Source organism: Acidisarcina sp. (genome assembly GCA_035539175.1).
Lineage (GTDB): Bacteria > Acidobacteriota > Terriglobia > Terriglobales > Acidobacteriaceae > JANXZS01.
In genome coordinates, this window is the sequence record DATLIY010000011.1 from 142103 (window position 1) to 158123 (window position 16021).

A 16021-nucleotide genomic window follows, 5' to 3' on the forward strand; every position below is an offset into this window, starting at 1 on the left:
ATGTGAATTTGCACGTAAAAATGCGAGCCGGACTGTGAATGGGGCAAGGCGCACGTAAGTCCGGAAGAATCAAAGGTTCTCCGCGGATTCGCGGGCGACGTGTGGTGACGTTAATCTTCGTTAATCTTTGTTCTTTAACGTGCAGCCGGTCATGAGTGCAGGGAAGGGACTCATTTCGGGGTTCGCAGAAAGATAAGGATCATCGTTAGCCTAGTCGTGTAGAATCGCTCATCCATCGATTTGGAGTTTGATGAGCGATGTCGACGGTTCTCAATGGAATCGATCTCGAACGCGAGGAAGTCAACTGGCTCCTGACCTCAGGCGTCCTGGGGCGGTCCCACAACCTGGCGCACATGCTCGCCTTCCTCTGCCAGAAGCATTTCGACGGTAAGGCTGATCAGATTACCGAACATACTGTCGCTATCGAGGCGCTCGGCAGGCGCAGTGACTTCGATCCGCAAGTGGATACGATCGTCCGCGTGACGGCTCACCTGTTGCGAAAGCGCCTTCAGGAGATCTATCAGGGGCCCGGAGCGGAACGCCCAGTTTGTGTCCTGATCCCTCCCGGACAATATGCCCCATCTTTTCTCCATCAGAACAGTAACGCTCTTGAGATCACCCAGCCAACAGATAGCGTGGAGGCTGTACCTCTTGCCGATGCGGACTACCAAGCCGTTCCGCAGGAGTTAGCGCGCCGCAGCAGATGGCTGATTCCTGGACTGGTGGGACTCGCTGCCATCGTCCTCGCGGGCGTTGTGTTGTTGGTGGCAGGTCATCGGCGGGCGCAGTGGGCGAGCATCGCAAGTTCAAAGGGGGCAGCGAAAAGCGTTTCTGGAAGGACAGTCCGCGCCTTGCTGGGAAATGGCCGTGAGCCCTACGTCGATCACTCCGGCAACACGTGGGCACCCGGAAACTACTGCATCGGGGGCGACAGCATTGCCGAATCTGCTCAAAATATTATGGGCACGGAAGACCCATATATTTTTCTGGGCGGGGTGCGCGGCACGGTTCACTGCGTCTTTCCCGTCGATCCCGGGACGTATGAGGTGCACCTGCTCTTCGCGGAAAATTCGACTTTACCGGAGGCAACGAATCGCGCTGTCTTCTTCCTCAATGGGAGCGACGGTATCACTCTCGATGTTGTGGACGATGCTGAAGGAAATGGAACCGCGACAACAAAGGTCTTCCGAGGTGTGCATCCGGAGAACGATGACAGCATCCACCTCGACTACATCAGCGAAATTTCTCTGCTAAAGGCCGTAGAAATAATACCCACGCCAACCGAGGCTATGCTGCCTATCCGCATCGTTGCCAGCTCGAAACCCTATACAGACCCCGAAGGCCATATCTGGTACTCGGACCGTTATTTCATCGGTGGCCGGCGCGGCAGAGTTTCAAAGTTCGGCAAGAGCGATGGAACCGGTATCTATGCTTACCAGCGTATCGGCCATTTTCGTTATATCCTGCCTGTCGTTCCTCTTGAGAAGTATCGAGTACGGCTCTACTTTCAAGAGCACTGGTTTGGCAAGCAGAGCAGTTCACCAATGGGTCCTCGTAGCAGGGTCTTTGACGTCTGGTGCAATGGCGTTTCTTTGCTTAAGAATTTCGACCTTGTGGGCGAGGCTGGATTAGCCCCCATAGTGAAAACCTTTGACAATCTCCAGGCGACCGCACAGGGGAAGATCGAACTCTCCTTTACACCTGTCATAAACTACGCACTCATCGATGCAATTGAAGTGTCGCCGGAGCCATCGCAGTAGGGACTCCAGGCAGAGAAGCGGAAGCAACAGCGGCTCTCTTTGTTGACAGGCTTTGCATGGTGCCTCAACGTCAATGGAAGCTGCAGAAGGGATGCGGGTGCGTACTCCAGCGAGAAGTGTCGAACTGACGCAGGTAATCGAGTGGCAAGAGGGAGTTGCCCACTCGCTTCAGGACTACCTTGCAGCGGAGGAACCGCTTGAGATTCGTATCGGGGGCACTCCGTTTACTGTCACCATGCGGACTCCTGGCCACGATCTCGAACTTGCAGCAGGCTTCCTATGGACCGAAGGACTTATCCAATCGAGAGAGCAGATCGCCGGTCTGCGCGCGATTGCATCAGAGACGGGCAGCAAGAGCAACGTAGTCAAGGTTGAGGTGAAGGATGGCTCCCATCTCGCAAGCGACATGCAGCGACGTTTCTTTGCAGCTTCGGGCTGTGGCATTTGCGGCAAGGCATCCATCAACGCCATACGGGTACGCGGATTGCAGCCTCCGGATCCTGCCTTTCGCGTCGATGCTGAAATCCTCTATCAGCTTCCGGAGCGGCTGCGATCAGAGCAGGCTGTTTTTGGCAGAACGGGAGGATTGCACGCCGCTGCGCTCTTCGATGCCAACGGAGAACTCCTAGCCCTGCGGGAAGATATTGGCCGCCACAACGCTGTCGACAAGATTATCGGCTGGGCTCTTCTGGAAGGACGTTTGCCACTTTCGCGATATGTCATGCTGGTCAGCGGACGAGGAGGCTTTGAAATTATTCAGAAGGTTCTGACTGCGGGAATTCCGGTACTCGCCTCGGTATCGGCTCCCTCCAGCCTGGCCGTTAAGCTCGCCCGTGAACTCGGGCTTACATTGATTGGCTTTCTTCGAGGTCGCCGATTTGTTGTTTATTCAGGCGACTTTCGCTGCTTCTCCTCCGCAGTGAAGTGACTCATTGCTTGCCAGCAAATGATCGATTCTCGCATGCGATCCTGAATGAATCCTTGGTTGCGCTACACTGGTCAGTCTCGCTGGTAGAAGACTATGCCAGCGTGGAGGCCGAACCCAATGGTCCGCGATGAAGATGCACTGGAGTACCACTCGACTCGCCCACCCGGAAAAATATCAGTCATTGCGACAAAACCCTGCCTGACGCAGCGGGATCTGAGTCTGGCATATACTCCGGGGGTGGCGGCTCCTTGCCTGGCAATTCATCGCGAGCCGGATCTCGTATATAAGTACACGGCGAAGTCGAATCTGGTTGCTGTTGTGACGAACGGAACTGCTGTCCTGGGGCTGGGAAACATCGGGCCATCCGCAGGGAAGCCGGTAATGGAGGGGAAGGCGATCCTCTTCAAGCGTTTCGCGGATATCGATGTCTTTGATCTTGAGTTGGCTGCCAATGATCCTCAGGATGTCATTCGCGCCTGCCAGATGCTGGAGCCGACATTCGGTGGGATCAACCTGGAGGACATCAAAGCTCCGGAGTGCTTCATTATTGAGAAGGAGCTACGCCAGACCCTGAAGATTCCTGTATTTCACGATGATCAGCATGGAACAGCGATCATCTCCGGTGCAGCCCTGGTGAATGGCCTCGAAGTCGCGGGCAAGGAAATAAGCCACGCACGAATCGTTGTCAACGGCGCGGGCGCAGGAGCGATTGCGTGTGCGGAGCACTTCATCCGCCTCGGTGCGCTCCGCGAGAATATCTTGATGTGCGACTCCAAGGGCGTGCTCTATGAGGGGCGTCAGGAGGGGCTCAATCCATACAAGGCGCGCTTTGTGCGGCAGACAAATCTCCGCACGCTTTCTGAAGCCCTGGTAGATGCCGATGTATTCGTCGGCCTTTCGACTGCGGATTGTGTAACTGCGGAGATGCTGCGGCCAATGGCATCGAGACCACTGGTCTTTGCCTTGGCAAACCCCGATCCGGAGATCTCTTATACCGCGGCGATTGCGGCAAGGCCTGACGCCATTGTTGCTACGGGGAGATCGGACTTTCCTAATCAAGTAAACAATGTGCTTGGCTTCCCGGGAATCTTCCGCGGAGCCCTCGATGCCCGGGCAACCGGAATCAACGAAGAGATGATGCTTGCGGCAACTCGCACGCTGGCAAGCCTGGCGAAGCAGGATGTTCCCGAATCCGTATGCAGAATTTATGGGTTGAAGGATGTCAAGTTTGGCCCGCACTACATCATTCCAAAGCCCTTCGATCCCCGGGTAGTGGTTCGCGTTGCGGGCGCCGTAGTTGCCGCCGCAATGCAGTCGGGAGTTGCGCAGGTCACGCTCGACCTCGAGGAGTATCGCCAAGACCTGGAAGAGCGTCTAGGTGGCTATCCGGGCGTCACCAGAGTTCTGATTCAAAAAGCGCGGGTGAGGCCCTGTCGCATCGTGTTTCCAGAGGGCGAGAGCCCGACCGTGCTGCGTGCTTGCCGCGCGCTCATCGACGCGGAGATTGCAAGGCCCGTTCTTCTCGGAAACGCGCAAAAGATTCGCGAGTATGCAACTGGGCTTCACCTTGACCTCGCGGCGGTAGAGATTGTCGACGCTGAATCTCATCCGCGGCTTCCGCTTTACATGGACGAGCTGTATCGATTGCGAGAGCGTAAAGGGGTCACCCGAACGGAAGCGGAAGGGCTGGTCAAGAATCGCAATATTCTAGGCGCGCTCATGGTGCAACTCGGAGACGCGGACGCTCTGATTACAGGTCTAACCACGCATTATCCAGATACGATACGGCCATTGTTACAGATTGTTCCTCTGCGGCAAGATGTGCGAAGAGCAGCCGGACTGTACCTGGTCATCACGCCTCGCGGCAAGCTTTACTTTTTTGCGGATTGCACCGTGAACATCGAACCTTCTGCTGAGGATCTGGCCGAAATCGCAATTTCTGCAGCGGAAACGGCACGGCACTTCGATGTTGAGCCTCGGGTTGCCCTGCTGTCGTTCTCCAACTTTGGAAGCAGCCGCCATGAGTCTTCCGAACGAGTGCGCCGAGCGGTTGAGATTATCCGCAGCAGGTCGCCGCAACTTATGGTCGATGGGGAAATGCAGGCAGACACTGCGGTGCGGCCGGAGCGGATTGAAGAGACATATCCCTTCAGTACGCTGCACGGCGGTGCGAATGTCCTTATCTTTCCGAGCCTGGATGCTGCGAACATCGCTTACAAACTGCTTGCTTCTATGGGCGGAGCACAGCTCCTAGGGCCTATCTTGATGGGGCTTGCGCGGCCAGTTCATGTCCTTCAAAGAGATTCTTCCGTATCGGACATTGTGAACCTGGCGGCGCTGGCCGTAGTCGAAGCACAAGAGAAGTTGTGATCCAGCAACGCCGCTCCAGTGGCTGCGGATCGCATGCGGCTGCGATCTACCGGGTACCACACGACGCACTGGTTCCCACCCGGTAGGCGATTACCTGAGAGTTAGCGTAGCCTCCGGGCATGGATGTCAACTTAATGAGTGCTTCAAATGGCGCGACAGCCTTTCCGGGCTGGTGGCCGATGCTGCGAAGCATCGTGCCGAGACGCTGCGGATTTGTGACAACTTCGCCGGCGGCCTCGGTTGCCTCCATATTTAGCCCCTCCAAAAGAACGACCAGATCATGGCCATTGCATCCCTTGAGCAGCGACACCACTCCGTAACTTTCAATCTCCTTCTGCTCCGCTCCATTGGCGTCCAGCATTGCAGGAATCATGTAAGTAGGCGCCTCCGTAGGGAGAGGCGATTTGTTGCGGAAGAAAGGAGCGCCGGTGGTGGCATCCCGTTCGACTACAAAATTGAGGTGCGGCTCGAAGATCTCGATCCACGGATTGGAGCGGTGGCTCCCGATAACCACGATGTTGCCCTTTTGGAAGGTTCGGGCGACAAGGTCTCTTGCGTACTGCTCGTTGATGCGGCCACCGAAATCCCGTGCCAAGCCTGCCAGCTGCAGACTAATGGCCAGGTCCGCCGGACTTGTGGCACGACGAACCGCCACTTCACGTATCTTGTCATCCGGCAGCTCCAGATACTTGCGGCTTAAGTAATCTCCAAGGTTCAAATCCTTCCCGCTAAGGTCCTGCCATAGGGCAAAACCTGTGTCAGCGGTTACGACACGCAGATCTTCCTCCGGATGTGCGAAGAATTGTCCCCAGAAGTCTTGAATTGCGGCGTTCTGCACCGGGCCATCTATCACCCTCTTAGCTTGGGATGCCGACCTGCTGAGTAGGGCAATGGCAGCTATAGCGACAATGGCGAGCACGGGCGCGGTTACCCAGAGCCACCTGGGGAGCCGTCTTTCAGGCTTCGGCTCAGCAGCCTTGACCTCTACGGCCGGAGTTGCGGGTTCTGCGATCGGAGCTGGAGCCACCAATGAATCTGCCGCTGCGCGCGCGTGAAACTCAGGGATGTAGCTCCCCTTGGGTACTGTAATGATAAAGGGCTCATCGATTCCGTCGGTGGCAAAGTACTTTTCGAGGCGCTGCCTGAGTTCATGGGCACGCACGCGTACGATATTGTCTTCAGCTGGATCGTAATTTGGCCTGCGGCCCAGCACTTCTGACCCGATGCTCTGCTCCTTGATCCGCTCCGATCTTTCTGCAATGGCATGTTTGGTGATGTATAGAAGGAAGGCCCGCATCGCTGGAGATCTGGAAAAAATTGGGCTGTTGACGACCCGATCCACCAACTCAAGCTTCTCCTTTGCGGTCAAAGGAGTATCAACTCCGCCGATTTCTGTATTCGAATGTGGGGGAGACATAAGCATAGCTATCTGTAACCGCGCGATGACTGAGGGCGCCGCTGGAATGGATATCTTAAGCCTTTAGTGCTTTTCTGGGCGCGAAGGACATACTATCAGCTACATCCAACTAATATTAAGTGCACGGAGTAGCGGCAAATTTCAGGAATCGCCAGTCCCTATTGTGAGCGAGATTAGCAAATCCATCCAGACAGATTCTCCCTCGCCACTAGCAACTAGGCTGAGCTTCTCTCTTTCCACCGGCATTTTCCCACATGCTGTCAGGATTACGCGCTGCCAGAGTACCGTCATTCTGAGTTCAACGGATTTTACTGTAAAAAGGTTAAGGTTTACGCAAAAAAATGCAGAGAAGGTTGAGCTTGAGCATATTGGCCTGCTTGAGTTTTGACTTCAAAGTAGCCTACCCCTGTGCGGTTTACCGTTACTTCACTATACAAACCGCATTTTTCCGAAGACAGTACTCGCTAATCACCAAGTGGACGACGGAGAAATCGTGTGTCCCGTGCGTGCTTTGAAGGTTAGCAAAGCAGCGCAAAAGAGGATCCATCCGCAGGGGTGAGAATCTTCATCGGGTAACGTGTCGCCGGTCTGCTTCTGAGGGCTCTAAACTGGAGGCGTAAAATCGTGCCAAAAAGAGTAATAGAAGGAATTTATAAAGTTCTGTGTATATTGCTCCTGTTTACAGGAGTCATGGCCTACGCTCAAGGCGATCGTGGCGGCATCACTGGGACGGTGACGGATTCTTCCGGCCTGGCGATTGCAAATGCAAGCATCACGCTGAAAGACAACGGCACTGGCCGCATACAGACTACCCAGTCAGGAGCGGGAGGCGACTATAGCCTATCCTTCCTACCTGTTGGTTCCTACTCGGTAACCGTGGAGAGCCCTGGGTTTCGCACGTGGAAATCCACGGATGTGGTGGTCAGTATCAACACAGTAGTGCAGCTGAATGTCGGTATGACAGTTGGCTCGGCTGCGGAGACCGTTATTGTCAACGATGCGCCGCCGCTTCTCTCTGGCGAGGGCATGGACCTCGGCAAGGTGATGAACAACAAGCTGATCATGGACCTTCCACTCAGCATCGGTGGCGGTTCGCGCAGCACCTACTCGTTCATCGCACTCACCCCAGGTGTCGCTACGCCGGGCGGAAGTACGCGCATCGCTGGCGGCTTGATCCAGGGAACCAGCATTCTCCTCGATGGCGCTGAATCCATGAGCCAGCGTCGTAACGATGAAGGCATGAATGGTGTCAGCGTAGAGGCCATTCAGGAGTTCAAAGTCCAGAGTTCTTCTTATTCTGCTGAGTTCGGCCGCCTGTCCAACGGCATTGTCAACTTTGGGCTGAAGTCGGGTACCAACCAATTTCATGGAACTGTCTTCGACTTCTTCCGTAACGAGTACTTCGACGCAAATACCAGCTCCTGGGTTCCCCGGAAGAAGGGCGCAAAACGTCAGAATAATCCTGGCTACAGCCTGGGCGGCCCAATTATCAAGGACAAGCTGTTCTTCTTCAGCGCATACGAATACGCCTACTGGGTGAACCCTCAACCAACAAACCTGGTGACGGTTCCCACGGCGGCCATTCGCTCGGGTGACTTTCGAAACTACAAAGATCGCAACGGCAACATGATCCCTCTTTTCGATCCGTTCAATGCACAGGGGAACCTCATCACTGATGACACAAAACGTCAGCCGATGCAGTGTAATGGCGTCTACAACGTAATCTGTCCTAACAGGATCTCAAGCCAGATTGTGAATAAGTTACAGAGCCTGCTTCCGGCTCCGGAACTAGCTACCAGCAATGACAGAGATAACAACTATCGAGCCGTTGCTCAAACCCGTAACAAATCAAATGTCTTCTCGATCAAAGGCGACTACAATATCGATCTGAAGGACCGGGTCGGATTCTCTTTCGGCCGATCTTTCAATCCGCCCTATCCCGTGATCGGGCCGGTCGCGGGTGTCCCCAGCAGCGGCTTTGGTTCGGATAGCCTGATTCGCTATTACCGAATCAATGAAGACCATATCTTTACCGAACATCTGATCAATCACTTCACCTTCGGGCTCGACCAGCGCCACATTTTTGAGGGTGGTCCGGGGCTATCCAGTGTAACGGACAGCTTGCGGGACTCCGTCCAGTTCCCGGGAACCGCGTCACGTCAGGGCATCCAGCATGGCCAAATGAGTCAATATGGAACCGAGTTCGTGCAGTGGGGGAACGAGGTGCTAACCGATTCGCGCCAGAGATCCGAGAGCTTGTACGACACCCTGATCTGGAGCCATGGCAACCACTCGGTAAAAATGGGATTCAACTATTATCACTGGCTATATCGAAGGATAGACTGCATCTCCTGCAATGGAACGATCGGCTTTAGTGGATCTGCCACTTCGAATACTTCCTATAACTACTCCGGATCTCTGCCTGGATCTACCGGTGCGTTCTCTACTACCAACCAGGGATCGAACTATGCCGCATTCCTGCTAGGTCTCTCCAGCAGTTCCGGATTTAACTGGGGTGCCGACCAGGCTTTCTCTGCACCATATTATGCATGGTTCGCGCAGGACGATTGGAAAGTAACTCGTAGGCTTACCCTTAACATCGGTCTCCGATACGATCTCCCCATACCTAAGGGGGAGCGCCACCGGAACAACAGTAACTTCGATCCAACCGTTCCCAATCCCGCTGCTGGAGGCAGGTTGGGCGCGATCGTCTTCGCAGGTCATGGTGCGGGGAGGAGCGGCATCGACCACTTTGGGGAGACCAGGCTGAATGCGTGGGGGCCGAGGGTTGGCTTCGCCTATCAAGCAACACCTTCAACTGTTGTCCGCGGCGGAGGCGGCATCTTCTATCAGCCCGTTCGCGAAGATGGAAATGCGGACAACGGCAACATGGGCTTTGCCGGTCGTTATTGGGCGCCTGGCAACGAGCTCGCTACAGGTGTGAGCACCATTGTGGACACTACCTCGTCGGGCGGATTCCTGACGCCCTTCTACCAGTCCCAATTGGCTACGCAAAGGCCACCGCACATCGATCCAGGCATCTTGATTGGCCAGGGAGTGTTCTGGTATCAGCATAAGGCTGGCCGTACTCCATACTTCGGCACATGGGACCTCACCATAGAGCAGGGCGTTGGAAAGAACTCCGTATTCCGCACCAGCTACCATGGCAATGCCGGAATCAAGCTGCTCTACAAGAAGCCAAATGTGAATCAGCTTGATCCTAAGTATCTATATCAGTATGGAAACGACCTCTTATCCAAGTCAGTTACCGATCCAGCAGTTCAAGCGCTGGGAATCGTACCGTCCTGGATTCCGAGTAACTATCGGTTCAATCAGGCGCTGCGCCCTTATCCGCAGTACACAGACGTAAACATCAATGCTGGTGGCGCAGCAGGCGGACATTCGCGATGGAGTGCTCTGGAAACCAGCTTTGAGCATCGATACAACAATGGATTTCAGACACTCTTTGCATACACGTTCTCCAAGTTGATTGGAAACACGGACGGCGAGGACGCAAACCGTGGCGACGGCGCTGCACAGAATAACTACAACCTGGCAGCGGAGAAGTCCATTGACAGGGACGACCAGACTCACGTTCTCAGTTGGAGCTACGTCTACGATCTTCCCTTCGGAAGAGGAGCTAGATTCTTAGGAAGCATTCCCCGCCCCTTGAACTTAGTTGTAGGAGGCTGGAAGGTATCCGGTATCGAGCGGTTTAACTCCGGCACCCCGATGCAGATAGGTGGTGGACTTGACTGGATGGCCGGTGCAAGCAGCAATTCGCGTGCTAGCTGGGCGCCAGGGTACGGTCCGCACAGCAACCTTAAGAACCCTCTATACAACAGATTTAGCCAGCACTCTAAATATCTCAACACAGCAGCCTTCCGTCGTGCCCCTAAGATTCAGCTTCCGAACGGCATACGGTATGGAACTTATGGCGATACACCACGGTATATCTCACAACTCCGCGGACACTGGGGCATGCAGGATGATATTAGCCTGATGAAGAACATCAACGTTACGGAGAGTAAGCTGTTCGAGTTCCGTGCGTCGGCGTTCAGCTTCCCCAATAGGCGCTATCACGGCGGACCGGATACCAACGTCGATGATTCCAACTTCGGCGAGATCGGCAATCCGCAGGGTAACTCGCCTCGTTCAGTGCAATTCGCATTGAAGTTCATTTTTTAAAATGCCGTGCACAACGGCTGTGGTTTGGTAATTGGCCTCCTGTGCTGCTGCCTTTATATCTGAGGTGAGCAGCACAGCGGCCATTTGCAAAGCACTGTCGCTGTGGTCTCTCGCGGTGTTTTGTATTGCTCTCGAGGACGTCGGGGATTAACTCTTCACTGAACATGAATGTGGTGTCGTATCTGCCAAACGAGCAGAGAAAGAAGGAAATATTTCGTGGAAGCCCACTCGAAGACAACCAGCAGGCGTGACTTTCTTAAGGTTGCAGGCAAAGGAGCGGCTACGGTTGCGATAGCCGGAGATATTCTTTCGGCAAGCGCAGAACCGGCAAGAGTAAGGTTAGACGGCGGGAATACCAGCGAAGAAAAGTACGCTAAGGGCAATCCAACCTCAACCGGAAAACTCGTAGACCTGGTGAATGTCCTTCAGGGAACAAACTCGAGCAGGTTGTTCTCCAGGGGAAATACTTTGCCCATTGTGGCGATGCCGTTCGGGATGGCGCATTGGACGCTGCAGTCGAAGTCGGTCGGCGAGCCGTGGTTCTTTCAAACCTCGGACAACAGGGTAGAGGGCATTCGATGCACACATCAACTTAGTCCATGGCTCAGCGATTATGGTTATGCCACCTTTCTACCTTTCAGCGGTGACCCATCTGCAATACCTGCGGCACGCGCGTCTTCCTATAGGGTAGATAATCGCGTCATCAAGCCCAATGTTCTACACCTCGACTTACTAAGATATGGGTGCCGAATAGAGTTTGTCCCTACAGAACGCGGTGCAATCCTGCGTGCGACATTTAGAGAATCGGGCCCCGCCGGTCTGATGATGGACCTGCCTGGAGATGATGCTGAAATTCGAGTGGAGCGAGCAAGCGGTATTGTTGCAGGCTTAACGCGGGCCAACAGCGGAGGCGTGCCCGAGGGATTCGCGACTCACTACCTCTTGAAGATCGACCGACCCATCACAGAATTTGACGTGAAAGCTCTGCCCAAGCGGCGAGTCGGTATTATTCGCTTTCAGGCAGAGGCTGGGCGCCCTGTGCATTTTAAGATCGCAAGCTCCTTCATATCCGCAGAGCAGGCTCTTCGGAACTATACAGTCGAGCTGGGCGACAGAACCTTTGAGGATCTGCGCGACTCGGCAGCCGATACATGGGAGAAGGAGTTAGGCTGCGTTCGAGTGGAAGGTGGAACCGAGTCGCAACGGCGTGTGTTCTACTCGGGCCTTTATCGAGCTTTTCTGTTTCCCCGTATCTTCCATGAGCCGGATGCTTCCGGAAACCCCATACATTACAGCCCGTATACCGGCAAAGTTGTGCCTGGCGTTATGTATGCAGATCATGGCTACTGGGATGTCTATCGCGCATGGTATCCCATGATGTCGATCCTGAATCCCGGACGCTTAGGAGATATCCTCCAGGCATGGGTTAATGCTGCAAAGGAGGGCGGCTGGTTGCCGCAATTTCCCTGCCCCGGCTATCGTGCGTGCATGACGGGAAGCCTTATCGACGCGGCGTTTGGAGACGCAGCCGCCAAGGGCATAGCTGGATATGACATTGAGGCTGCTTATCTCGCATTAAAAAAACACGCCTTGCAGCCTGGGAACCCGGATATGGGCTATGGGCGGCGCGGCGTCGAATACTATTTGAAGTCAGGTTACATCCCTGCGGATCATATATCGCAAGCAACAGTTGAAACATTGGATTCGGCTTATGGAGACTTCTGCATTGCGCAGGTTGCACGGGCAGCGGGGCATGAGGCAGATGCAGCGACGTTCGAGAATCGCTCGCGAAACTGGCGCAATGTATTCGACCCCAAGACCCGGTTCATGCGTGGGAAAGACTCTGATGGAGCATGGCTGGAGCCATTCAATCCGATTGCATGGGGAAGTCCATACGTGGAGGGCAGCGCATGGCAGCATCGGTTTTCCGTACCACACGATACCAACGGGTTGATTGAGGTCATGGGGGGAAAGGAAGCATTCGTCGGATACCTGGAAGAGATGCTGCGACTTCCTCCACGCTTTGATGTGGGCGCTTACGGGGCGGAAATTCACGAAATGTCTGAAATGGCAGCGGTCGATTTCGGACAGTATGCACATAGCAATCAGCCTGTACATCACGTGCTCTACCTGTTTGCCGTCGCTGGGCGAAAAGATCGCACGCAGTATTGGGTGCGGCGAGTTCTCGACACGCTATACACTCCAGATAACTTTCCGGGAGACGAAGATACCGGATCCATGGGAGCCTGGTACGTTCTGAGTGCTCTCGGTTTCTACCCTGTTTGTCCAGGGAAGCCGCAGTACATTCTAGGGGCACCTCTGTTCGATCGTGCAACAATCCATCTGCGCAATGGAAAGCAGACAATTATCGAAGCTATCAACAGCAGGCCCGGCAATGTCTACAGCAATCGTCTTAGCGTGAACGGCAAGGCTCATGTCGAAAGCAGCATTTCGCATCGAGCAATCGTGGAAGGAGCAAGGCTGGTCTTTTCCATGACGGCGACCCCTCGCGGCTAAAGGCGTCCGCTGTGTTCCTAACTGTGCCTGTCGGACGGCAGGTGGCCAATAATGCCGGGATATCGGCTAGCGAAAGGAAGGGTTGGTTTGAAGACGACGAAACTTGTACTCGGCTTGGCGGTGTTGTCCCTGGCACTTGCAAACATATCGACTGCTCAGAATGTGGCTGCGACAAAGGAGAGAATCGACGATGAGCGGTTGAGCTTTCAGACGCATGCTCCCTGGTCACCTCGCACCAATCTGAACAGCGACGTCGTAATGGTCTATGGAATCGGCCCCTCATTGGAAATCAATCTGAATACCTGGCGAGAGCACGGTTATAAGCTTCAGGTAATGACGGGTGTTGCATGGGGAGAGTATCAGGACTACTTGAACGGTAAGTTCGACGGGATGGATCACTGGGATCAGGCACAGAAGCAAAGCAACGGAAAGCTGATTCAGCATGGCGTCACGGTTCCTTACATTTCGCCGGGTGAGAGCTATGGCCGGTACTTGACCGTAGGGGTCAAGCGGGCGCTAGATGCCGGTGCCAACGCCGTATATCTGGAGGAGCCTGAGTTCTGGGCGCGAGGCGGCTGGGAAGAGAACTTCAAGCGTGAGTGGAAGGATTATTACAAGGAAGAGTGGCGCTCCCCCGACTCTTCTCCGGACGCGCAATATCGTGCCTCCAAGCTGAAGTACTTTCTTTATCGCAGGGCTTTGGAGCAGGTCTTTACGTTCGCCAAAAATTATGGGAAAGAACATGACCGCACCATCCGCTGTTATGTGCCGACTCACTCTCTAATCAACTACGCCAGTTGGTCCATTGTTAGTCCTGAATCTTCTTTGATTAATGTTGGCGCCGATGGCTACATTGCGCAGGTGTGGACGGGGACGGCTCGTGAGCCGAATTACTATCAAGGAAAGTTGAAAGAGCGCACCTTTGAAACAGCTTTTCTTGAATATGGCGCGATGCAGAATCTTGTCCGTGCTTCCGGACGCCGTGTGTGGTATCTCAATGATCCGATCGAGGACAACCCCAATCATGACTGGGAGGATTATCGAATCAACTGGGAGAGCACGCTCACTGCATCCCTGATGCAGCCCGAAGTGTGGCACTACGAAATCATGCCGTGGCCTGAACGCATCTTTAACGGGAAGCATCAGGCAAAGAGTGCCGCTGGAGTTGCAAACGGACAAGCAGCCGAAAAGGTGGGCATCCCGAAATCCTACGAGACAGAGCTTCAGAGTGTCATCAGCGCACTCGGAGACATGAAGCAGTCCAATGTGCACTGGGAGAGTGCAGGTACTGAGAAGATGGGAGTGCTGGTCTCCGACACCATGATGTTTGAGCGGGCAGCGCCGACTCCATCCGACAAGCAGCTAGGCTCCTTCTATGGGCTGGCAATGCCATTGGTCAAATATGGAGTACCAGTTGAGCCGGTGCAGATTGAGAGTGCGAATGCACCAGGATTTCTTTCCCGCTATAAGTTGCTGTTTCTTACTTACGAGGGCCAGAAGCCTCCATCGTCAGAATTTCATGCAGCATTGGCAACATGGGTGCGCGAAGGCGGCGCACTCGTCGTAGTCGACGAGGATGACGATCCTTACAATGCAGTTCGTGAATGGTGGAATTCATCGCCTAACTCGTATAAATCACCGCGGCAGCATCTTTTTGTGACTCTGGGGCTTGACCCGGATGCGTCGGGGCTTCATCGGGTCGGCCGCGGTGTAGTTGTGTCGGAGCGTCATTCGCCAGCGGCCTTCACTCGAGCGCAGGATGGTGGCGACTCACTGCGGCAACTGGCGCGCCAGGCGGCAGCCGCAGTAAATCTTCCGTGGAAGGAATCGAGCGCCCTGATACTTCGTCGCGGCCCCTATGTTATCGCTGCAGGGCTTGATGAATCCGTACCGAATGCCAAGCCTTACATCATGCGCGGGCACTTCATCAATCTCTTCGATGCCGAGCAGCCAGTGTTGACAAGCGTGACGGTAGGTCCCAATGTCCGCAGCCTGCTCATCGATCTGGATGCCAGCAAGCATGACTCCAAGCCACGAGTAATTGCCGCTGCTTGCAGAGTCCGCGATGAGCAGCGAAGTGCAGGGAAGCTAACATTCACAGCAGATGGAATCGCAGACACGAATGCTGTCGTAAGTATCTCTACACCCAGAGCGCCAAAACGTGTACAGATTGGCGGCAAGTTGCAAGCTCACGATCAATACAGCTATGCAAACGGAATACTCAAGCTGCGGTTTGCGAACTCGGTAGAAGGCATTCCTGTGGAGATTATGTTTGCGCGGTAAGCTCGTCGGTTCGCAGCACAAGCAGATTCTCTGACTGCATGGCGGTATTGGTCCCGCCTGCTTCGCGGAAGTGTGCTGTGTCTCTGCACCGGTACGTCTTCAGGGGCGGGAGAGCGGTTTTCCAAGGATCTCTTCCACCTCTTTGACTTTTCCGCGGAGGCGTCCGATCGCGTGTTTTCTGTCGTCCATCGTAATATTGGTGAGCACGCGTGGAGCAAGCTCGAGCACGCGTCGATGGCAACGCAGGATCACGTCAAGCACCTGTTCGGGTTCGCCTTCAATGACAGTGTGCATGGGGCCCAGTTCGTAGGACAGGCCGGAGCTGTCAACAATAGCCAGGACTTCGGCGATGATTTCTTTGACCCCTTCTCCTACACCCATGGGAACTACAGAAAAGCTGGCGAGCATAATAGCCTCCTCAGAACATTCTAGAAGGCGGCGCACAATTGTCGAATCTGCCCGGCTGTTGGCTGGAGAGGCGCTTCTGCCTCATCTATACGCAGGCACGTTGCAAGAAGATTTGCCCTCCTTCATGCTCTTCCGCCATCCTATTCATAA

General features: G+C 54.6%; 8 protein-coding genes. 6 read left to right on the forward strand and 2 right to left on the reverse strand.

Translation table 11 applies throughout. The annotated features are described in order from the left end of the window. The first annotated feature begins 257 nt into the window (after positions 1 to 257). From VM554_14885 to VM554_14895, 3 genes are all read left to right on the forward strand, one after another. The gene (locus VM554_14885) at positions 258 to 1760 is read left to right on the forward strand and encodes a malectin domain-containing carbohydrate-binding protein (protein ID HVJ09660.1); all 1503 of its coding nucleotides are present in this window, start codon (positions 258 to 260) and stop codon (positions 1758 to 1760) included. 73 nt (positions 1761 to 1833) lie between these two features. Then, positions 1834 to 2688 carry a formate dehydrogenase accessory sulfurtransferase FdhD gene (gene fdhD / locus VM554_14890; protein ID HVJ09661.1) on the forward strand — a complete coding sequence of 285 codons (855 nt, stop codon included), beginning with the start codon at positions 1834 to 1836 and terminating at the stop codon, positions 2686 to 2688. A 117-nt stretch (positions 2689 to 2805) separates the two neighbouring features. Continuing rightward, positions 2806 to 5058, forward strand: a complete 2253-nt coding sequence (locus VM554_14895) for an NADP-dependent malic enzyme (GenBank protein HVJ09662.1) — start codon at positions 2806 to 2808, stop codon at positions 5056 to 5058. Positions 5059 to 5104: 46 nt separating this feature from the next. On the opposite strand, the gene VM554_14900 is transcribed toward VM554_14895, so the two are convergent. Then, positions 5105 to 6427 (reverse strand): hypothetical protein, encoded by a 1323-nt coding sequence (locus VM554_14900; protein ID HVJ09663.1) that lies wholly within the window; start codon positions 6425 to 6427, stop codon positions 5105 to 5107. Between the two features lie 738 nt (positions 6428 to 7165). Here VM554_14900 and VM554_14905 point away from each other — a divergent pair. From VM554_14905 to VM554_14915, 3 genes are all read left to right on the forward strand, one after another. Continuing rightward, the gene (locus VM554_14905) at positions 7166 to 10663 is read left to right on the forward strand and encodes a carboxypeptidase regulatory-like domain-containing protein (protein HVJ09664.1); all 3498 of its coding nucleotides are present in this window, start codon (positions 7166 to 7168) and stop codon (positions 10661 to 10663) included. 216 nt (positions 10664 to 10879) lie between these two features. Continuing rightward, the gene (locus VM554_14910; protein HVJ09665.1) at positions 10880 to 13180 is read left to right on the forward strand and encodes a GH92 family glycosyl hydrolase; all 2301 of its coding nucleotides are present in this window, start codon (positions 10880 to 10882) and stop codon (positions 13178 to 13180) included. 87 nt (positions 13181 to 13267) lie between these two features. Then, positions 13268 to 15463 carry a hypothetical protein gene (locus VM554_14915; protein HVJ09666.1) on the forward strand — a complete coding sequence of 732 codons (2196 nt, stop codon included), beginning with the start codon at positions 13268 to 13270 and terminating at the stop codon, positions 15461 to 15463. 99 nt (positions 15464 to 15562) lie between these two features. On the opposite strand, the gene VM554_14920 is transcribed toward VM554_14915, so the two are convergent. Beyond that, positions 15563 to 15871, reverse strand: a complete 309-nt coding sequence (locus VM554_14920; GenBank protein ID HVJ09667.1) for an MTH1187 family thiamine-binding protein — start codon at positions 15869 to 15871, stop codon at positions 15563 to 15565. Positions 15872 to 16021: the final 150 nt, after the last annotated feature.

Excerpts from the sequence above, each read along its gene's own strand:
- VM554_14885 (HVJ09660.1), top strand. The coding sequence starts at position 258 with ATGTCGACGGTTCTCAATGGAATCGATCTCGAACGCGAGGAAGTCAAC.
- fdhD (HVJ09661.1), top strand. The coding sequence starts at position 1,834 with ATGGAAGCTGCAGAAGGGATGCGGGTGCGTACTCCAGCGAGAAGTGTC.
- VM554_14895 (HVJ09662.1), top strand. The coding sequence starts at position 2,806 with ATGGTCCGCGATGAAGATGCACTGGAGTACCACTCGACTCGCCCACCC.
- VM554_14905 (HVJ09664.1), top strand. The coding sequence starts at position 7,166 with ATGGCCTACGCTCAAGGCGATCGTGGCGGCATCACTGGGACGGTGACG.
- VM554_14920 (HVJ09667.1), bottom strand. The coding sequence starts at position 15,871 with ATGCTCGCCAGCTTTTCTGTAGTTCCCATGGGTGTAGGAGAAGGGGTC.